Below are 18,991 nucleotides of genomic sequence, written 5' to 3'. Positions count from 1 at the left end.
CGTTCTAAGCACTAATGTTCAGCGCTACTCGCATTTATGCCATTCTGTCTTCTCGAAATTTATTCAGATCTTTACTGCTTATCTTGTCATCTTCATCGCCACCCTTATGATAGGTGTCAAGAACGTTGAACAAGCCTTCTTCTTCTTCAAGAAGCCAGCGAATAACGTCTTTATCCTTTTTCGACGTGTCTTCGCTATCTAGAAGTTTTTCCAAATCATTCCTGCTTACGACGTCATCCGACCCGTCCCACTTAGTCCATCGTTCACTGATATATTCTATGTTGTCAGCATTATCTTTGTAGAATTTATCGCCAAAGTTTTCTTCAACGTGCTCATCATACTTCTTGTCTATCCACGTATGGCGCCACTCGTTGAGATCTCTGCTGCTAATTTTATCATCTGAACCTTTATGGCTGCCGGCATTCCACCCTCGATTGCTTCCCCCTAACAGGCTGAAATAATCCAGCACTTCAAAAAAGCCATCATCCTTCAGCAGAAGGTTGATGGCCTCTTTTTCTTCTTTTGTCGTATCGTCACTTTCTAGGAGTTTTTCAAGATCTTTTCGGCTGACGATATCGTCTGAACCGTCCCAATCAGTCCATTTCCGGCTAATGAGTTCAATCTTGTCTCTGTGTTCGTCATAAAACTCTTCACCGTACTCGTGCATCACAAGGTCGTCAAAGCTATCTCGCAACCAACCCTCGCTAATTTCCCCATCTTCGGCCACTGTTTCGGTGAACTCCTCAAACACCTCGGGCTGCGCCTCCCAAGTGGGGGTGTCTTCTGGAAACCAGCTTTCATAGATCGCATCAAGTTTACCTTCATGGTAAACGGACTTACTGTACTCGGTGTGGATAGCAAAATTGAACTTATCGCCCCAGTCATCTTCGGTGACGCCGTCGCCCGACAAATCATTAAAGACATTTTCGATGTCTTTAGTGACACCCGCATTTTTCTTATCCGCAAGTGCCGACATTACACCAGATAAGATCGCCCCAATGAAGCCGAGTGCTGCCCCCGCAAGACCGGTTACAGCGGCTATCTTGGTAGCAATCTGTGGGCCAATGCCGAAGCCGGACGCGGCCGACGCTAACCCCATGGTGGTAGAGAAAGAGCCAGCTCCCACCTGCAGGCTCTTCTGTGCAAACTCGATGGGCTCGCCACCGTTGTTGGATAGTTTTTCCAGCCCTTTTGCACCTAATACGATATCAAGCACGCCCCCACCCGCATCCGCCATCCCGCCCAGAACATTCAGCGCGCCCCCCGCCCACTGGAACTTCTTGTTGGCATCAATATTATCTGGAATATTCGGCCCACGTATATCGTCGGCCACCTTGTTAATCCGCTCCCGAAGGTCATCTCCCTCTTCCTGGTGCTTGTCAGGGAGGCCGGAAATCGCCTTATCAATAGAATCGACCGAGTGGCTTTGATTTTTATTGACTTCTTCCCACACATCCTTGGTAGAGAATGACTCACCTAGATCCATTGTAGGTAGATGATCGGGAATGCTCGGTGGCGTAGGAGAAGACTTTGTGTCGAAGTGTTTATCCCAGACGCTTTCTTTGAGGCTCTTATCGAGCCCCAGGGCGTCAGCAAAGTCGGGTTGGCCGGATAGTAACTTATAGCTTTCACCGGTCAATCTGATCAACGAGGGAGTAACACCGACCAGCGAAAGGAAATTGCGCGCAACTTCTATGCGCTCATTTTCGGTTGCACCCAGGTTTAAACCGCCATCAGACATCTTATAGATGCCCGCCACCATAGAGGTCAGACCCGCTGCGGAGGCGAGAGCACCCGATTTAGTTAGTGTACCGAGGACACCGGCCACCCCTTTGCGGTCAGCCGTTGGCACATTGGCCTTGTCAATCGCGCGATCAATTTCATCGGCAGTGATTGACTTATATTCAATTTTTCCGTTTTTACTGGTGTCTAGAATTTCCCGGGACTGATCACCGAGCAGCTCAGTCAGCGCCTTATGAGAATTTTTGATCTCTGTCAGTTTTTCTCGCTCTTCCGGGCTAACGTCAACCTTCTCGCCATTGACAATTTTGTTGTATATATCGACGCCACGCTTGGTACCAAACAGTGAGGTGACCATGCCTTGCAACAAACTGGTAGCAACATCTCCAGAAGCGTTACCCAGGCTATCTTCACCCACGGCATCGGCGCCACCCTCAAAAATGTCGTTGAGCCCGCCGATCGCATCTTGGAATTTTAGCGTATTTTGTACTTCTTCGGCTCGATCCGGGCTGAGCATTTGAAGGCTCTGCATATCATTGGCGAAGCGGGTCGCAGCACCGTCGATATTACCGTCCTCTTTTAGCTCTTCAAGAGCCTTGATGTAGTCATCATCCAGCATGCTATCGGCAATTTTATCTTCCAGTTCATCCTTGTTTTTTATCTTATCAACGGCTTTTTCAAGAAAATCTTCACTATCGGCCATGATGTCTTCATCAGCCATCAGGTCAGATAACTCATTGCCTAACGCCTCTTCGTCAAGCATGCCTCGCGCATCGGCAGCTTTGAGCTCGGACATTTTCTCGGCATAATCAGTATCAGACCCATGCCGCCCAGGCCCTGTATTGTAAGGAAGGTATTGGAAATTGCCTTGCAACATGCCTTGGGCTTCCATTAAGCGAAGATACTTAGCCTCTTTGGAATCGTCGGGCGCATCCTTGTACGCTTCCTTCATGTACTCTTGATAAAGTTCGGCAACGGTTTTTCCATCTTCGGTCGTTTCCGCTTGCATTACATCGGTTTCATCTGAAGCAGGCAGATCTTTGTCTTTAAAAAGATCGTCGACGTCCCCTAGCTGCTGACTGGCCGCATCGGACGTAATCGTGTCAAATTGATGCGGCGTCTTAGATTCGAGAACAACGTACGTCTCGTCACCTTTAGTAACGAGCTTAATCCCCTCCACGGGATTGCCATTTTTATCCGTAACGCTGTCAACCTCATTATCACCACTGAGTACAGGTGAATCATCGCTGCCATAAAACAGCTTATAATCACCATCACCGATTTTTTCATCCACCTCGTCCCATGTCTCTTTCAGGTTTTTGATTTGGTCGTAAACCTTGGGCGTATACTCTTCAGAAACAGCGAAACGCTTTCCTTCGCTGTCTTTATAGATGAGTGTGCCACCCTCAGTCCACGCTGAGTCATCCAGCGTTATCTGGACGCCCGAATCCAAACCGAGACTGATATCATCCAGGTCTCCAAAGTCAGAATATGAAATATCGTTGAAACTTTTCGGAATGGGCACATCGGAATTGGGGGTTATAATCTCAAAGTCTTGATTGCTTTTGGTCGATAACCAATCTTTATCATCGTCCGGAATATCCGCATCCGCCCAGTCATTGTCTTTGCCCAGCCGGTCGGTGTCACCACCGTCCATGACCGACTTAACCTGTTCATAGAGTTCCGGTGTAATGTCTTTCTGCACTAAAAACTTATCGCCATTCTCGGTTCTGACCTCAAGCATATCAAACCAATAAGATAGGGTGACGCCTCCACCGCCGACATATTCTTGACTGACGTACTCAATTTTATCTTTGGACACAAGCTCGTCTTCGGTCACAAGCTCCGGCTTTCCATCCATGTACGGGGCATACTCGCTATCATCGCCGACCAATTCATCTAGCATCTCCTGCCCTTTGTCACTCACCTCACTCTCTGGTTCGCGACTGCCAAAGGAGACGTTGTTAAACGGCAAACGCGAGGCAGAGTCAGAGGGCTCTTTGGCCCCCTCTAAAAACTGTGAGAACTTGGGCCGATCGGACTTTTCGTCGCCGAGTGTATTAGAGAGCCGTTGCGAGTTGCTTGTGGATCCGATTGCAGTAGACATATTACATAGTCCTAAATTTTGTGAAGATGCAAAATCAGCTGTAGGCAACGCGACCTGCTAAATGACTCATGACAAAAACGCAACTAGCGCTCTGCTAAAAAGCTCAAAGCCGCTGTGGCTATGACCAATGGCCGCTTTTTCCGATCAAATGAGTCACCACTGAGTATGTTGATCATTTTTATTTAAAGCTTGTAAACTCTTATATTTAAGCGTAGCTAAAGTTTTTGAAAACGCAATATGCAATATATTGTCCGGGCTCAGCCCGATTCAGTAGCGACGTTACTGAGTTCAGCGTCGCCACACACCAGAATAATCACGCATCGCTGAAGTGAGCCGAGACATGCCACTGAAGAGCGCCGGTCAAGACTGACTAAATAAGCTTGGCTGCAACCAAAATGTCGGCTACTGACTGAAAAGCATCGCCCGGGACCGGTTCGCCGTTACCGGCACGCCTACCGATCCGGCCGGCCAGCTCGCGGTTTTCCACAACAGTCAGCTGGCATTCCGCTGCCTTGCGTCGCAGCAAAGCAGAATCTTCAGGTGCCGCCCTGCAAACCACCACGGGCACCGGCGTCTCGCCACGCACGTAGCGGATACCCACCAACCAGTCGCCTTCGGCACCAATCATAATTGACGCCTGCTCTATCCCGGTACGCGTTGAGGCCCCATGAGTGCTGCGGCGCTGCCGCTGACGCGCCTTGCGGATTTCCGGATCGCCCTCTATATCTTTACGCTCACGCTTTTGCTCGGAGCGCGTCATGCGCTGATCACGTCGAAACAGCCAGCGCTGCATCTGCACGTCGATCAATCCAACCACTAAAAATACAACCAGGGCAGTAATTACCAACGGCTTGAGCAGGGCCAGAAATATACCCTCAAGGCAACCGATACCACAACGAGCCGACTCCATTAGAGCCTGCAACCCTAGCCGACACACCACAACGAAAGCGACACCAAGTGTGACAAGTTTGAGCAGTGATTTGAAAAACTCAATAATCCCGCGCGCAGAAAAAATCCGTTTGACCCCAGCGGCGGGATTAATGTGTTCGAATTTTGGTTTGATAGGTTCAACAGAGAACAGCATGCCGCGCATGATGAGGATGTTGGTCAGGACTGCGGCGACAACGGTGATAACGATCAGCGGCAGTATCGAGTACACCAGAACTTCGACTCCTGCAGCCACTAGCCGTGGCCACACGGTGTCAAAGGGCTCTAGGTAGAGCCGAGTAGTGAGAGTGATGAGACTACGTACCCGAGCCTCAATCATCCCAGTGCTGGCGAGTAAGTAGAGGGTGCAGCCCAGCATAGTGACGGCAGTTACCATGTCACTACTCTTATCCACTTGCCCTTTCAAGCGGACATCGCGAAGCTTTTTATCCGATGCGGGGAGAGACTTTTCCTCGCTTGGCTGCTCACTCATTGCAGACTCCTAAAAAGGGCGGTGCTATGGCATGGAGCCGACCAATGACGCGAAGCGCCGATAGTAATCGTCTAGCATTCCCAATTCGCCAAACATCTGGGGCACCAAGAATACCAAGTAGAGTGCTATCAGAAAGGTGAACAACAGGTTCTTGATCGGTAGCGACAAGATGAACATGTTGAGAGTAGGCGCCATGCGCGCCAGGTAGGCAAGCATCAGATCGGCCACCAGCATGGCGATGACCAACGGTGCAACCATCAGCAAGCCGACTCGCATCACCTGATCCAGAAAGCCAAGCATCGCCAGGGCTGTCCGAATGTCCAAAGCAGGCATGAAAGAATCCACAGGCCATAGTGTATAGCTGTTGTAAAAACCATCGAGCAGTACTAAGAAGCCGCCACTACCAAAAAATAGTGCCACTAGCATGATTACTAAGAGCGTGCTAGTAACACTGGACTGCGTGGCGCCGCTCGGGTCGAGCAATTGCCCCATGGTCGAAGCACGCTGCAGATCGACCAATTCACCCGCCACCTCAGCCGCCCAGAACGGAATACCGAACACCATGCCAAGGAACACCCCGATCAACAACTCTTTGAAGAGCAAGCCAGTGATAATGAAAGCGGTTGTGTCTCCTAGAGCGGACAATGTCTCAAGAATAGGCAGTATCATGGGAATTGATAGGGTCAGGGCCACAGCGGCACGAATCAGACCGGTTAAGCCAAGGCGATTGAAGACGGGCGTAATTAAGATCATGCCCGAAGCGCGGGCCATACCAATAGCGACCGCTACCAACAAAGGATAGACTTGCTCAATCAGTACGCGGGAGAGCTCATCGTACAATATCACCACTCCTTCGGAAGTGTTCCATTATTGCCGTGGCGACGAAAATTGGTTTAACGCGTCCATGACGCGAAATTATTCAATATCTGATCGGTCAGGTTGATAAGCTGGCCAACCAACAAAGGCCCCGCCAGAATCAGCACCAGCATTATTACAATCACCTTGACCGACTGCGGTAGCGACTGATCTTGAATCTGCGTCAACGCCTGAAACAAACCGATGCCAAAACCGATCACAATCGCCGACACTAGCGCCGGTGCTGACAGCAGAAGCACTGTCCACAAAGCCTCGCTCATCAACGACTGAAAGATGCCTTCTGTCATCGCTAACCCCCATAGCTGAGAATCAGACCGTGCATCAACCGGGACCAGCCATCGACGGCGACAAATAGAAAGATCTTCAGAGGCACCGAAATTAAGGGCGGAGCTACCATCACCATGCCCATCGCCATCAAGACATTAGCTACGATTAAGTCTATAACCAGGAATGGGATATAAATCAGAAACCCTATCTCGAAGGCGCGCGTCAGCTCGGATGTGACAAAGGCGGGAATTAACGTCACTAGATCGTCATCCCTGACATTTTCTCGCGCTTGCTCAGACCAGATGTTCTGAGTGGCATCAAGGAAGAAGGCTCGCTCACGCTCGTTCGCGTACTGCGATAAATATTCCTTGAGCGGCTCTCGCAAAATCTCTCCGGTCGCCTGGATCTCTTCCATACTACTTAGTCCCGCTGAGCTACTTTCGAGCTGATAGTAAATCTCCCCCACCAGTGGAGTGGTGATATACACAGTCAATACCAAAGCAATGCCATACAACAAAAGATTCGGCGGTGTCTGCTGAACCCCCAGCGCATTGCGAATAAGAAAAAGCACTACGGCGATCTTGAGAAAAGAGGTCATGGTGACAACTGCCAGCGGCAGCAGGCCCAGAGACGCGACAAGAACGATGATCCCGATCAAATCGGGCTCGAACTCATTCATCGATAGCCAGCCTCACGATTTGTACACCCAAACCATCGCCGACCTCCACCAAGCGTCCGCGTCCCATGACCTTGCCGTTGATTACCAAATCTACGGCCTCCTCCGATGGACGCGACAGGGCTAGCACGCTGCCCTGATCAAGTTCGCGCAGCTCGCCTAGCGAGAGCTCAAGACGACCAAACTCACAGACCAGTCGAACCGGCAGTCGACCTAGCATTGCGTCATCCAACTGAGTCGACGGAATGCCGCCGGCGTCCTTCTGAGAGTCGTCGGGGGGCTGGGCCATATTGAAATCTCCTTGGGTCAAAATATGAAACGAGGACCGCAATTGCATACCGTCCCGGTGTGCGGCCGCTTCAGCCATTAGGGTACCGCCGATCTCTGCCGTCTCCGGGCCAGGCCTGTCGAGCATGACAACGTCCCCCAGATTCAGACCACGAAGCTCGGCAAGACTCAGCGTCTGACATCCGGCAACCCACTGCAGCGGCCAGGACACTGCAGTGCATGCCTTCGGCGCCACCGAACAATGAGTATCAAGTAGAGGGTATAGTGCTAAGGCAGATGATAGAGTTAGCGCCAGCGAGAGCCAGCCACACTGCTCTTCGCCCTCTAACCGCAGTGCGATGCGCACTGGCAGATCCTCTGGCGTATCAACATCACTATGAAAACGAATCGTGCTCCCTAGTCGCGCTTCTAAGGGCTTGAGCCATTCGAGTAAAGCATACTCCAGCCATAAAGCGCGTACCTCAGGCGTGCAATCTTGTAATGACCGGCGTAGCGATAGAGGTGCAACCAGCATTGCGAGCGCCGCAGAGTCGAGTGTCAATCTCGCCGCCTCCGCCCCCAGGCCGATTCCAATCGTTATCGCGCTCACGCTGGGAGACGACCCAGGATCCAGGCGCCACCTCAGTGGGTACCCACCTAGCGACAGGACTAGAGGCTCCCGCGGACGGCTCATAACATTCAATATAGTCACGGCACCCGACGGCAGGCGAGGCAAGCGTGGTGAAATCAGTTTACCTGGAATAGCATCTACCAACGTTTTGTTGCTGTTAAGAAACGCCTCTTCATTCACCATCAACGCACACCTCGTGGAATAGCATCCTCAACTTCCAGTTCGGCATGTACTTCATCGCGGAGGCGTTCAGCGTCGTGCCGCCGTGCCACCAGTTTTTTAAGGGCACGCTCGCTCCGCATCCGACGCACCCACTCGGAGGCAAGACGGTCACGCTCGGTCAATTGCCGGGATTGCTCCTGCTCGGCCTCATGACGGACCTCTTCCAGAACTGCTTGACGGCGATAATGCACATTGATGCCTTGGCGCATGTCCTCAAACGCGGCCTTCGATAGCAAATTCTCTCCATTGGAGTCGAACCAAGCCTGCTCCTGGTGATCGAAGGCACGGCGTTGCTCAGCGAGCTTGTTATCAAGCGCTTCTAGATTTTCCGCATCGGTTTGACAGCGGCGCCTCTGCTCTGCCAGGGCGTATTCGGCCCGGCGCAAGCGACTCTCCCGTAGAGCCCGTAGCTTCTCAAGTTGTTGGCGTGCTTTCATGACACAATCTCGCTCATGCGTTGCAGAGTATCCTTAAGCCCACCAATCTCATCGCTGGACTGGCGTAGGAAAGCCTCTATGATCGCGCGTTTGTCCACGGCCTCGTCAGTAAGGGCATCTTGTCCTCGTTGGTATTCACCCACCTGGATCAAGAGCTCGACATCCTGATAACGCGCAAGCAGATCTCGAAGTCGACCGGCGTCACGGCGATGGTCTTCGCTTGCAACAGCGTCCATCAAACGGCTACGGCTGGCCAGCACGTCGATTGCTGGGAAGTGATTGCGGCGGGCCAGATCGGCACTCAACACGATATGCCCGTCGAGAATCGCCCGCGTTTCTTCGGCCACAGGGTCGAGTGTCCCATCACCCTCGGTGAGCACAGTGTACAGAGCGGTTATGCTGCCGCGCGCGCCCGGCCCTGAGCGCTCTAGCAAACGCGGTAAGGCCGCAAAGAACGAGGGCGGAAAGCCCCGACGTGTCGGCGGCTCTCCAGCGGCCAGACCAATCTCGCGCTGAGCGCGAGCAAAGCGAGTGATACTATCAACCAGCAGCAAGACATCGCGCCCTTGATCACGAAAATACTCGGCCACGCTGGTGGCTACCATCGCCGACCGAACACGCTCTATGGCCGGCCGATCCGAAGTGGCCACCACGCACACCGTGCGTCGGCGAGCCTCGGCACTCAATTGTACTTCCAGTAACTCGCGCACCTCGCGGCCCCGCTCGCCGACCAAGCCCAAAACAATGACTTCGGCTTCACTACCGCGCACTATAGCGGAGATAAGTGACGACTTGCCCACTCCGGGTTCGCCAAAAATCCCTATGCGCTGGCCACGCGCAACGGTGAGCGGGCCGTCGATGGCGCGAATCCCCAAAGCCAGCGGATGCTTGATTAACTGTCTTGACAGCGGCGCGGGCGGCGCAGCATGAACCGGGTATTCACTCAAGGCGTCAATAGATGGCTTTGGCGCGCCGTCGATGAAATTACCGAGCGGGCTAACGACACGACCTAGCAGGGCCTCACCGACGGGCACACTCTGCGGTGCCCCGGTGGCAATCACTTCCGTCCGGGTCGACATCCCGTACAGATCGCCGATGGGCGACAAGATAGCGTTTTCGGCCTCAAACCCAATGACCTCGGCGGGTACGCTGCGACCACTAAGCGGATCGCGCAAATAGCACAACTCGCCGATGCCGGCACCGTCGACGCTAGCATGCACTAATTGGCCAAGAATACGCCGCACTCGACCACGTACCGGCCTTAACTTTGCCTGGGCGACGCGCTCAGAGAGGCGCGGCAATAAGGTATCGAAATCAATGTCGGGACCTTGCGTCATCACGTTCTCCCTGCATCATGGCAGAACAGCGCCTCACGCAACGTATTCAGTTGTGCATCCACTCCCACGTCAACCACTGCCACTGGGCTGACAAGTAGACACTGCCCAGCATCAAGTTGGGCATCACCCACCACATGACATTCCCGGTGCCCACCTCTCTCTGTCAGCAGCGTCTCAACCTGGGCAACCAGCTCCGGTGCAACGCGCACCGTTAACACCATATCATGGCGATATTCGTCAAGCGCCTGACGCACACAACAACTGATCAACTCGGCATCATCAAATTCTCCCAGTATGCGTCGCACCATCTGCAAACTAAGGTCGGCCATCGACTGATCCAGCCCCGCCAGATACGTTTTTACGTGTTGCGTCGTTCGATCCAGCAGCTCGGCAGCCTGCGCCTCTCCAGCCCGCCGCCCTTCCTCAAAGCCCTCTAAATAGGCCTTTTCTGAAGTGCGGCGAGCCTCATCCGCGATGCCGTCGGCTTGACGTCGTACTTGTTTTAGAAAGGCGTAACCGTCAACCCAGGCAGCGGCTTCAGCTGCCTTCAGTATAGTTTTGCCCGGATGCGGCGGTAGCTCGTTCACTCTACTGCCTCCACTCCGTGATCAATCATGAACGCTGACGCACGACGCACGATGTCAGGCCCTAGTTTAAAAATCTCGTCACTGGGCTCGGAGTCAGGGCGACAAGGGCTTCCCAATACGCCTAGACGCAGCCAATCAGTAAGCCCTGTCGGCTGCATCGACATCCAAGCGGCGATGCAGGCGACGCCATCGCGCTCCACAGAATGCTCCAAAGCATCGTCATCGGCATAATCATGACTGTGAAGCGCCACATCGCGATTGCTCAACGCAGCTCTATATGAAAGCTCGCCAAAACGCTGCTTAAGCTCGACGACGCGAGTTGCGCGAATTGCGTGTACGAAAGCTCTGGCGTGGCAGATCATGCCGCAATAGCGCGCCAGCTCCTCACCGGCCCCGGGCGGCAGCTTGAATAATACCAAGTCGTTCGCCTCAGGCATCGGTAACTCTTCGGGTGGAAGCAAGCCATGCCGGTGCGCTAGCTGCTCTCCCAGACGCTTCTGGAAGCGTGGATGCCGCGCCAATACTGCCTGGGTAGCATCGTCGGCCACGCTTTCCAGTTCAGCGCATAACCATTGCAGGGCGACATATTCCGTCGGCTTCTCAATAAACGCCTGCCAAGGGTCAGATTGCGCACTATCAGACATCATGGCGGCGTCTCCTCCAATTCATAGGTGCCTCGTTGCCGCTTTCGCCAGAGCACCCAACCCAGAGCACCTGCCAAGCCTAGGACAAGCGCCAGCAATATGCTGAAGAGCCAAACAGCGCGTGTCACACTAGAGGTCGGCATGGCGATGCCAAGAAACGAGCGCAAGGAAGCCTGTGTCTCTCCGACCGGCACCTCAAGCATGACCGCGGCGACCGGAACCACCGAGACACTTTCATAATCAAGACCCGAGATGCCATTGGCAACCAGTGTCTTGATCCTAGGGATCATGGGGTCGATCTCGAGAGCAGGGGAATGGCGGATAAACACCGAAGCCGACGACGGCGTACTGTTCTTTTCCAGCAGGTCGTTATCGGACAGTACTACATGCACCCGGGCTGAGAGCACTCCGTCGATTTGCGATACCGTATGGGAGAGCTCTTCACTGAGGGCATAGATCATTTTTGCGCGTTCTTGCACTGGCGAGGACACCAAGCTATTACTTTCGAAGACCTCATTAAGATTTGAAAACGTCTGCCCCGGCAGTCCCAGACGATCAAGAACGCTAATTGCCTCCGAAAAATGGTTCTCGTCGATGGTGACAGTCATACCCCCCTCTTTCTGAACCACTCGATTCGCCGGTATACCATGCCGTGCCAGACTCGCCACCATCACATTGGCTTCACGCTCACTGAGGTTGGTGTAGAGCTCCGTGTCACATGCCTGAAGCAAAAGCGACATAGCCACGACCGCCAGAAGCCGCACGGCATTCAACCAGGGTCCCGTCATCCGTTGTTTGGAAAGCAAGTGTCACTGTCCTCGTAACAAGGTTTTGCAAGCGCCGGACATCTGAGAAGCACAAGACGACATCAGCTTCGTCAAGGTCGCGTGATCGAACATGGTGGAGAATGAGTCAAGCATTCGGTCAAACTGCATGTCCTCCACTCCTCCAGCCCCTTCTCCCGCCATACCTTCGCCGCTAGAGGGCCGCATGGCACCACTGTCATGCAACCTGCTGGAGAAGCTCTGCACCTTATCGAGAGGGCCCTCCAGTGAATTTAAAATACTGGAACCCAGTTCGGCTGGGGTGGTTACCTGCAGCGTCACTCCGGATTGCTGCGCCATGTGTTCGAATAGGTTCTGCGCCGCCAGCGCCTCTGTGCCCCCCCCACCGGGAGGGGTTGCAGCGCCTATCGTAGTTGTAGGAATCATAATCTAGGCTCCTTCGCTGGTATTGTTGACCGAATTATCGACCCCTCGCTCAGCCTTCTTCTTTAAGCATGTCGCTTGCATAGCCCATTAGATGCGATATAGCCAATGAGCCCACAGCCTGGCCGACAATATCAGTGACCTTGGCATTCTCAACAGCCTGATCAAAGTTCTGTTGCTGATCGAGACTCAGTGTCTCATTGCCATTTGAGGCGTTCACTCCATCTACCGTTGCCATAACTACTTCCTCCCATTCGGGTTGCTCATCATTCGGCAGTCTGCTTCGTAATACTGCCTCGAAACACAGTCACTCCACCGTCGTTACTTGGGCTAGGTGCCGGCTGACGCAAGCGCTCGACGCGTCGCGCCACATCATCAACCCAAGCATTCATACCCCATATTTGTAACGTATCACCACCGTCTACAAGCCTGGATCGCATAGGGTCACCAACGCTAGAACCTTCGATATCCGCCATCAGGCGCTGACTATCAATGTCAGTCAGCTCGAAGGACTGCTGCGTCATTTCCTCCCGCGTAGAAACATGCAACACACCACCATCAAAGAACCATGCTAGGTCATTGGCGGCACACACCTGCTCAAGAAACCCTCGGGCAGTCTCAGCCGTTATATTTCCACGAACCGCACCCTCGACCCGCTGAGAAACCTCCATAGGAAGCGCGAGATTCCTGCCAAACTCCTTCAACACAGCTTGAACGTCTTGCTCGACAATCAGATAGCGATATTCACGCTCCATCCATTCAGCGGCTCCATTCGATTCATCAGACGCCCATGTTACGGCTGGAAATAGCAGTATCATGGGACCTGACAAAAGGATGGCGTAGATCATTAAACGCCCACCTTTACTGCATGACGATGTAAGTGATAGTCGACGCTTGCTAGGCTCTCTAGCCTGCCTAAAATGCATAAAAAACCTACACATCATGCTTCCTCGACCCCAGTTGACGAGCTCCAGGTTCGGTGGCTCAATACCTTTAAACATAGAACACTAATTTTTTTTCTACCACACGCCATAAGGCGTACCATGGAGCGTCCAATGTCGATGCGATACTGCATACGCCTTCCCATCCTGTTGTCCTGCTCGTTGCTAGTTGCCTGCGCGACCACTGCCGAGCAAGCCGAAGAGTCTAGCTTATTGTCTTTGGCCGATGACATCGCTGCCCAGGGTGACTACGCCACCGCCACCACCCTCTATGAACGTGCAGCTGAGCTATCGGATGAAGACGTCAATATCAACGTCCGGCTTGGCGACGCACGACTCGCTAGCGGCGATCTGCAGGGAGCACTGCGCTCGTACCGAGCCGCACTGGAAAAGAACATCGACTCCCCAACGGCCCTGCTCGGCCTCGGATCGACCCAGCTGCGGCTCGACAAGGTCGAAAGTGCGTTGCGCAACCTACGCCGAGCAGCACCGGCACTTGACACTCCCACCGCCTGGAGCCGCCTAGGCGCCGCGCAGGCTTTACTGGGCGTGAAAGAGGGCGAAGCCGCAGTCTCTTCCTTTTCGCGAGCAGCAGAACTGCTACCAGATGCCCCCGACGCACAGACCAATTTGGCGCTAGCCCAGTCCCTGGCCGGACAACACGCTACTGCAGTAGCCCACATACGCGATGTCGCCTCTTCCCCGCTGGCCGAGGACCGCCACTTCCATAGCCTGATTTTAATTCTGATACTAGCTGGCGATACCCAACAGGCGGAAACGATCGAGATTCCCGATATGCCAGCATCACAGCGCCAATCACTAATCGAACAAGCCCAGCGCATTCGCGCCTTGCCCGACATCGGCGAACGGGCTCGTGCCATCGGGCTCGCCGGATATTAATGAGGCGACAGCTACATGTCGCTCGTTGTGGCATAGCGGCCCACCCCCCTCGCCTCTTCCTCTAGTCGTTGTCGCCGCCGCTGACTGTGCTCGCGATTAGAGAGCCGTTCCCGAGCCGCTCGGGCCAACGGCTCCGCGCTCGATGGCCCCATGTCTCGCCCTTGCAGCAGATCCCGTGGCCGTTCAACCATGAACTGCAAATTAAGGTCGTTCGCACAACCTGGAGGTAGGGCAACGATGCCAGTCTTTGAGGCCGGTAAATGACAGAGGTGAGGGGCCAGCAAAAGCCGCTGTTCGGTGGTATCATCCACGCCGGTTGCGTGGTAGCCCGTATCCCAGGACATCGGCCCCATTGATGAAGAACATCCTCCTAGCAACAGCAGCAGAGGCACTAGCCGCCAAATAGCCTTAGGCTTTGTCGTTATCACCACGTGCTCCTCACTCTTATTGTAGATAGAAGCCGAAGGGATCGTCCCGTACCGCTTGCCTGGGGAGTGCCTCGCCATTGACCTGCAAATAGCCGTTATCAGCCCGCCCTTGAGCCAACGGTGTACGCAATGGCTGTGTCACAGGCTCGACGATATAGGGAGTAATCAGAATAACGAGCTCAGTTTCACTGCGCTGAAAACGACGAGATCGAAACAGGTTCCCCAAGATCGGCAAGTCACCCAACACTGGCACCCGCTCAATGGCATTGGAGGCGTCGCGCTGGAATAATCCTGCGATAGCAAAGGTCTGACCACTTCCCACTTCAACCACAGTATCCGCTCGGCGCACCTGCAGCCCTGGCACACTAATGCCACCGATCTCAACACCGCTGCTGGTCAAGCTGCTGACCTCAGGCCGTACCTCCAACGATATACGTTCGTTAGGCAATAGGACTGGCGTAAACATTAGCGAGACCCCGAACTGCTTATACTCAATACCGACCAAATCATTGCCGACCGGTACCGGAATGGGAATTTCCCCTCCAGCAAGAAAACTAGCGGTTTCGCCGGTAACAGCAGTGATGTTGGGCTCCGCCAGGATCTGCAGCAAATTATTCCTCTGCAGAGCTTGGAGTAGACCATCAACGCCATCGACGCCGCTACCCACAGTGCCAAACGCATTGCCAGCCATAGAGCTCGGCAAGACACCCACCGAGAGCGAGCCGTTGTTGATCAGCGCGCTCCAACTGATGCCATACTCCAACAACTCCTCACGGGCTACCTCGGCGAAACGCACGCGAAGATTAATCTGAGTGGCACCCTCGTAGGTGGAGTTATTCTGCGCCGCGCCCTCCCCCGGTGCCTGTCGTTCAAGTGTGGCTTGAGTGGCAAGAGCGCCTTCGACACTCTGACTTTGTCCTTCGGCCAGCAATTGGTTACCAGCCACCCGTAGATGGATCGGTGTGCCAGCATCGGCAGCGTGCAACGCCCGATTAGCCCCCTGAGCGCCATCACTGACCTCTAGGCGCATGGAGGCTTCGGTACTATCATCGGGGCCAAGCGCGATGAGATTGGTATCCCCATACTGCTTGCCGAATAAATAAAGAACACCGGGTGATACTACCTGAACATCGGCAATCTCAGGGTTGGCAACAAACACCGATGACACATCCTGGTTGAAACGTAAGATTAGCCCTTGCCCCGTTTCCAGGCTGAGAGAACGCTCACCAGACTGCCCATGGGCATGACCAGCCATCATCGTCAACAGCAATATGAGAGGCGTCAGAACGCGAGCCATCACACGTCGATCAGTATCTTCGGTCATCGCTCTAAAACTGAGCAGTGTCATGCATAATGTTGCTTTCACAGGTTGACTCCATACTGAAATATATTGTTATAGCGGTCTTTTACTCTTCCGAGGTGTCAGCCTTTTGATCGGTATCTCGTGGCGATGTTACCGGTATTTTCACCTGCGCCAGCACATGCAAATTGAATTCCGAGGCGACCTCCTGCCAGGCAATGACCGGTAGATCCAGTTGGTAGCGCTTGGCCCACTGTTGCAGCACTGGGCGAATATCACTGGAGGTAATGATCACCGGAGCCACATCTGCATCCAGCTCGCCCAATCGTTGTTGGAACCAACCGTTCAGTGATCGCGACAAGCGTATCGGCAAGCCACCGTTGCGAGTGCCGCCACCAGAACTACGTAGCGAGGTCCGAACCACTTCCTCGAGCTGGCGTGTAATTACCCAGGCCGGCAGAACCCTGTCTGCTCGTGCGTAGCGATAACATATCTGGCGGGCAAGAGCGGCGCGAATCCGCTCCACCAAGCGCACTACGTTCTGCTCCTGCCCTCCCCATGTCACCATCGCCTCAAGGATGGTACGCAGAGCTCGTATGGGCACACCTTCTTCTACTAGGCGTCTTAGCACATCAGCCATCTTTTGCAACGACACAACCCTTATAGCTTCGCCAACAAGCTCCGCGTAATCCTGCTCCATGCGCGATAACAAAGCCCGAGTCTCCTGGATACCGACAAACTCTCCTGCGTAGCGACCTAGCACTCGCTCCAGACAGTCACACAGCACTCGCTCGACCGTCCGGTAGCCAATGCCCGACTCCTCAAGGCGCGCTAGCTCGCTGTCGTCCACCCAGAGGCCCGGCGCACGGCCACTTAGTGGCGGATGCTCATGGCACTCGACATCCAGTAGCTGTAGGTGGATAGGATCGTCGTCAAGTAATACTCGCCCAGCGGGGATATCGCCTTCCAAAACCGGTACTTCATCGAGTTCTATGCTAATGCGTCGCGCCTGCATTGTCGGTAGCACGCGTACACCGACATTCGGCATCTCGACGCCAAGCTCCAGCCCCACACGCTGCCTCGTAGCGTTCAACAAGCCATGCAGCTCGTCAAGGGACAGAGCCTCTTCCAGGGCAATATCCAGTGATACCATCAGTCGATACCCTGCTGTCGGAAACGCCTCTTCTGCTGGTGGCTCCGGCATTGTGGCCGCTGATGCTGCAGGCGCTGATGTCGCTTCATCGGCGTTACTCACCACCTCAACAGTCTCTTCTATGTCACGTTTATCATGCCTCGCTCGGCGCCGCACGCACCATGCAGCCAAACCAAGGCCGGCGGCCAGTACCAAAAACACGGTAGTAGCGAACCCAGGAATGAAGGCGGCAAAGAAGAGGACGACGGCGGTTAGTTCCAACGCCCGCGCGTTATTGCCCAACTGCGCGATGATTTCACTGCCGAGATCACCAGCCTGATCAGAATTAACTCGCGTCACCACAGTGCCAGCACCGACCGCGATGAGCAGCGCAGGGATCTGAGCAATAAGCCCATCGCCGACAGTCAACAGCGAATAAGTGTTCACAGCCTCACCGAATGCCATGTCACGTTTGAGCATGCCTATCAACAGCCCTCCGATCAAGTTAACGCATAGAATCACCAAACTCGCGATAGCGTCACCCTTAACGAATTTCATGGCACCATCCATAGAGCCATACAACTGACTTTCGCGCTCCAAGCGCTGACGACGAGTTCGCGCTTCTCCCGCGTCTATGTCGCCGTTGCGCAGATCATTATCAATACTCATCTGCTTGCCCGGCATCGCATCCAAGATGAAGCGGGCAGCCACTTCGGCGACCCGCTCGGCGCCTTTAGTAATCACCAAGAACTGGGCGATTGTTATGATCAGGAAAACCACGAGACCTATGACTACCTCGCCAGCAATGACGAAGTTACCGAAGGCAGACACCATCTGACCAGCATATCCCTCTAGCAGAATAAGGCGCGTGGTACTAATCGATAGTGCCAAACGAAACAGCGTCGCCAAAAGAATAATCGGCGGCAGCGACGAATAGTCGACAGGGTGAGAGATATAGAACGCGACGATCAGGATCAGCAGACTAAAACCAATATTGATACCGATTAGAGCATCGACCAGGGCGGTCGGCAGCGGAATAATCATCATGACGACTGCCAGCACGATAAAGCTGGCGATCACTACATCACTGCGCTGCGCTGCACGTTGCGCGATGACATTGAGTCGAGTTAACAGACCGCTCATCTATCCTCCCGGCGCTGTAGATAGTCTTGAAAGCACCGCCGCGCATCATCGTGCCTACCATCGACCCACAGTGCCCGACTCTGCAGCAGCGACAGAATCGGCGTATGCCCTTCCACATATTCAAGACGTTCGACCGCATTCAGCGCACGCGGGACATCGCCGTTAACGATAAAAGCTTGGATAAGGGTGTGAAGGATGCCGGTATGAGCTGGCACTATGTGCGAGGCAAGCAGCAATAGCACCAACCCACGCTTACGTTCACCGCTTTTCACGTACAAGTGCCCCAGCATATGTAACAATTCGGCGGCGTGGCGGTCACTGTCGTCAGTCACGTCGCACCCTCCTCGGCGCGTCGCGCCTCCCATTCCTGGCGCAAGGCAATCTCTTCATAAATCAACTGGGAGGCAAGCTCGGTAGCATCGCCTTCAGCCTCAAGCCTGGGCAAAATGTTATCCACTACGTGTTGCAGCAACTCAATGCTCCGCTCACCGCTATAAAGGGATGGCCCCCCGATTGCCGGCGTCGATTCTCGCTCCACGCGACTAATTAAAGAGTCATCTCCCTCGCGGCGCCCCCGAGTATTATCCAACGCGCGATCAAAGCCAGATTGGAGTCCCGAGTCAACGAGTCTGTCAGCGTTGATATCAACAGGACGCGCCTTAGCCTCTACCGGCTCATCATGCCGAGGATTTTCGGTGACGTTAGCGCGATCAGGCGCAATTCTCATT

Annotated in this window: 20 protein-coding genes; 1 reads left to right on the top strand and 19 read right to left on the bottom strand. The window is 54.0% G+C overall.

Annotation, left to right across the window (positions count from 1 at the left end):
• Nucleotides 1-34 precede the first annotated feature (34 nt).
• The 14 genes from CIK78_RS04090 to CIK78_RS04025 all read right to left on the bottom strand — a co-directional run bounded on the left by CIK78_RS04090 (nucleotide 35) and on the right by CIK78_RS04025 (nucleotide 13,267).
• Nucleotides 35-3,847 carry a hypothetical protein gene (locus tag CIK78_RS04090; RefSeq protein ID WP_096277477.1) on the bottom strand — a complete coding sequence of 1,271 codons (3,813 nt, stop codon included), beginning with the start codon at nucleotides 3,845-3,847 and terminating at the stop codon, nucleotides 35-37.
• A 370-nt stretch (nucleotides 3,848-4,217) separates the two neighbouring features.
• Entirely contained in the window at nucleotides 4,218-5,267 is a 1,050-nt protein-coding gene (locus CIK78_RS04085) for an EscU/YscU/HrcU family type III secretion system export apparatus switch protein (RefSeq protein ID WP_096277474.1), read from the bottom strand.
• 24 nt (nucleotides 5,268-5,291) lie between these two features.
• Nucleotides 5,292-6,113: a type III secretion system export apparatus subunit SctT gene (sctT, locus tag CIK78_RS04080; protein WP_255249086.1), complete on the bottom strand. Its 822-nt coding sequence runs from the start codon at nucleotides 6,111-6,113 to the stop codon at nucleotides 5,292-5,294.
• Nucleotides 6,114-6,160: 47 nt separating this feature from the next.
• Complete coding sequence (locus tag CIK78_RS04075; protein ID WP_096277470.1) at nucleotides 6,161-6,430, bottom strand: flagellar biosynthetic protein FliQ; 270 nt, start codon at nucleotides 6,428-6,430, stop codon at nucleotides 6,161-6,163.
• 2 nt (nucleotides 6,431-6,432) lie between these two features.
• Entirely contained in the window at nucleotides 6,433-7,089 is a 657-nt protein-coding gene (sctR, locus tag CIK78_RS04070) for a type III secretion system export apparatus subunit SctR (RefSeq protein WP_096277468.1), read from the bottom strand.
• Nucleotides 7,082-8,047: a type III secretion system cytoplasmic ring protein SctQ gene (gene sctQ, locus CIK78_RS04065; protein ID WP_226938572.1), complete on the bottom strand. Its 966-nt coding sequence runs from the start codon at nucleotides 8,045-8,047 to the stop codon at nucleotides 7,082-7,084. Before sctQ ends, sctR begins: the two co-directional genes overlap by 8 nt.
• A gap of 119 nt (nucleotides 8,048-8,166) precedes the next feature.
• A complete protein-coding gene (locus CIK78_RS04060; protein WP_096277464.1) occupies nucleotides 8,167-8,643 on the bottom strand; it encodes a hypothetical protein in 477 nt (158 codons plus the stop codon).
• Entirely contained in the window at nucleotides 8,640-9,980 is a 1,341-nt protein-coding gene (locus CIK78_RS04055; RefSeq protein ID WP_096277462.1) for a FliI/YscN family ATPase, read from the bottom strand. Before CIK78_RS04055 ends, CIK78_RS04060 begins: the two co-directional genes overlap by 4 nt.
• Nucleotides 9,980-10,567: a type III secretion system stator protein SctL gene (sctL, locus tag CIK78_RS04050; protein ID WP_096277460.1), complete on the bottom strand. Its 588-nt coding sequence runs from the start codon at nucleotides 10,565-10,567 to the stop codon at nucleotides 9,980-9,982. Before sctL ends, CIK78_RS04055 begins: the two co-directional genes overlap by 1 nt.
• A complete protein-coding gene (locus CIK78_RS04045; protein WP_096277458.1) occupies nucleotides 10,564-11,214 on the bottom strand; it encodes a hypothetical protein in 651 nt (216 codons plus the stop codon). The genes sctL and CIK78_RS04045 overlap by 4 nt, the downstream gene beginning before the upstream one ends.
• Nucleotides 11,211-12,017 (bottom strand): type III secretion inner membrane ring lipoprotein SctJ, encoded by an 807-nt coding sequence (sctJ, locus tag CIK78_RS04040; RefSeq protein WP_226938569.1) that lies wholly within the window; start codon nucleotides 12,015-12,017, stop codon nucleotides 11,211-11,213. Before sctJ ends, CIK78_RS04045 begins: the two co-directional genes overlap by 4 nt.
• Before the next feature lie 3 nt (nucleotides 12,018-12,020).
• Nucleotides 12,021-12,422, bottom strand: coding sequence for a hypothetical protein (locus CIK78_RS04035; RefSeq protein ID WP_096277454.1), 402 nt, complete (start codon nucleotides 12,420-12,422; stop codon nucleotides 12,021-12,023).
• 49 nt (nucleotides 12,423-12,471) lie between these two features.
• Nucleotides 12,472-12,657, bottom strand: a complete 186-nt coding sequence (locus CIK78_RS04030) for a hypothetical protein (RefSeq protein WP_096277452.1) — start codon at nucleotides 12,655-12,657, stop codon at nucleotides 12,472-12,474.
• Nucleotides 12,658-12,685: 28 nt separating this feature from the next.
• On the bottom strand, nucleotides 12,686-13,267 hold the full coding sequence (locus CIK78_RS04025; RefSeq protein WP_096277450.1) for a hypothetical protein: 582 nt from the start codon (nucleotides 13,265-13,267) through the stop codon (nucleotides 12,686-12,688).
• A 207-nt stretch (nucleotides 13,268-13,474) separates the two neighbouring features.
• On the opposite strand from CIK78_RS04025, the gene CIK78_RS04020 reads away from it, so the two are divergent.
• Entirely contained in the window at nucleotides 13,475-14,260 is a 786-nt protein-coding gene (locus CIK78_RS04020) for a tetratricopeptide repeat protein (RefSeq protein WP_176483356.1), read from the top strand.
• A gap of 11 nt (nucleotides 14,261-14,271) precedes the next feature.
• On the opposite strand, the gene CIK78_RS04015 is transcribed toward CIK78_RS04020, so the two are convergent.
• From CIK78_RS04015 to CIK78_RS03995, 5 genes are read right to left on the bottom strand one after another with little or no spacing between them, the layout of a single operon-like run.
• Nucleotides 14,272-14,688 carry a hypothetical protein gene (locus tag CIK78_RS04015; protein WP_141393025.1) on the bottom strand — a complete coding sequence of 139 codons (417 nt, stop codon included), beginning with the start codon at nucleotides 14,686-14,688 and terminating at the stop codon, nucleotides 14,272-14,274.
• Between the two features lie 16 nt (nucleotides 14,689-14,704).
• Nucleotides 14,705-16,054, bottom strand: coding sequence for a type II and III secretion system protein family protein (locus CIK78_RS04010; protein WP_255249085.1), 1,350 nt, complete (start codon nucleotides 16,052-16,054; stop codon nucleotides 14,705-14,707).
• Nucleotides 16,055-16,094: 40 nt separating this feature from the next.
• Nucleotides 16,095-18,263 carry a type III secretion system export apparatus subunit SctV gene (sctV, locus tag CIK78_RS04005; protein WP_096277443.1) on the bottom strand — a complete coding sequence of 723 codons (2,169 nt, stop codon included), beginning with the start codon at nucleotides 18,261-18,263 and terminating at the stop codon, nucleotides 16,095-16,097.
• On the bottom strand, nucleotides 18,260-18,595 hold the full coding sequence (locus tag CIK78_RS04000) for a hypothetical protein (protein ID WP_217990270.1): 336 nt from the start codon (nucleotides 18,593-18,595) through the stop codon (nucleotides 18,260-18,262). The genes sctV and CIK78_RS04000 overlap by 4 nt, the downstream gene beginning before the upstream one ends.
• A complete protein-coding gene (locus CIK78_RS03995; RefSeq protein WP_096277441.1) occupies nucleotides 18,592-18,990 on the bottom strand; it encodes a hypothetical protein in 399 nt (132 codons plus the stop codon). Before CIK78_RS03995 ends, CIK78_RS04000 begins: the two co-directional genes overlap by 4 nt.
• Between the last annotated feature and the right edge of the window lies 1 nt (nucleotide 18,991).

Origin of the sequence: Halomonas sp. JB37 (assembly GCF_002332255.1) — a bacterium.
Taxonomy (GTDB): Bacteria; Pseudomonadota; Gammaproteobacteria; order Pseudomonadales; family Halomonadaceae; genus Vreelandella; species Vreelandella casei.
The sequence above is the reverse complement of the archived record's forward strand: the minus strand, read 5'-3'. Positions and strand labels throughout refer to the sequence as shown.

Bases quoted from the DNA above. Each gene is read 5' to 3' on its own strand.
- CIK78_RS04035 (WP_096277454.1), bottom strand. From the start codon at position 12,422: ATGATTCCTACAACTACGATAGGCGCTGCAACCCCTCCCGGTGGGGGG.
- sctV (WP_096277443.1), bottom strand. From the start codon at position 18,263: ATGAGCGGTCTGTTAACTCGACTCAATGTCATCGCGCAACGTGCAGCG.
- CIK78_RS04030 (WP_096277452.1), bottom strand. From the start codon at position 12,657: ATGGCAACGGTAGATGGAGTGAACGCCTCAAATGGCAATGAGACACTG.
- sctQ (WP_226938572.1), bottom strand. From the start codon at position 8,047: ATGAGCCGTCCGCGGGAGCCTCTAGTCCTGTCGCTAGGTGGGTACCCA.
- CIK78_RS04055 (WP_096277462.1), bottom strand. From the start codon at position 9,980: ATGACGCAAGGTCCCGACATTGATTTCGATACCTTATTGCCGCGCCTC.
- CIK78_RS04075 (WP_096277470.1), bottom strand. From the start codon at position 6,430: ATGACAGAAGGCATCTTTCAGTCGTTGATGAGCGAGGCTTTGTGGACA.
- CIK78_RS04085 (WP_096277474.1), bottom strand. From the start codon at position 5,267: ATGAGTGAGCAGCCAAGCGAGGAAAAGTCTCTCCCCGCATCGGATAAA.
- sctR (WP_096277468.1), bottom strand. From the start codon at position 7,089: ATGAATGAGTTCGAGCCCGATTTGATCGGGATCATCGTTCTTGTCGCG.
- CIK78_RS04020 (WP_176483356.1), top strand. From the start codon at position 13,475: ATGTCGATGCGATACTGCATACGCCTTCCCATCCTGTTGTCCTGCTCG.
- CIK78_RS03995 (WP_096277441.1), bottom strand. From the start codon at position 18,990: ATGAGAATTGCGCCTGATCGCGCTAACGTCACCGAAAATCCTCGGCAT.
- CIK78_RS04045 (WP_096277458.1), bottom strand. From the start codon at position 11,214: ATGATGTCTGATAGTGCGCAATCTGACCCTTGGCAGGCGTTTATTGAG.
- CIK78_RS04025 (WP_096277450.1), bottom strand. From the start codon at position 13,267: ATGATCTACGCCATCCTTTTGTCAGGTCCCATGATACTGCTATTTCCA.
- CIK78_RS04060 (WP_096277464.1), bottom strand. From the start codon at position 8,643: ATGAAAGCACGCCAACAACTTGAGAAGCTACGGGCTCTACGGGAGAGT.
- CIK78_RS04090 (WP_096277477.1), bottom strand. From the start codon at position 3,847: ATGTCTACTGCAATCGGATCCACAAGCAACTCGCAACGGCTCTCTAAT.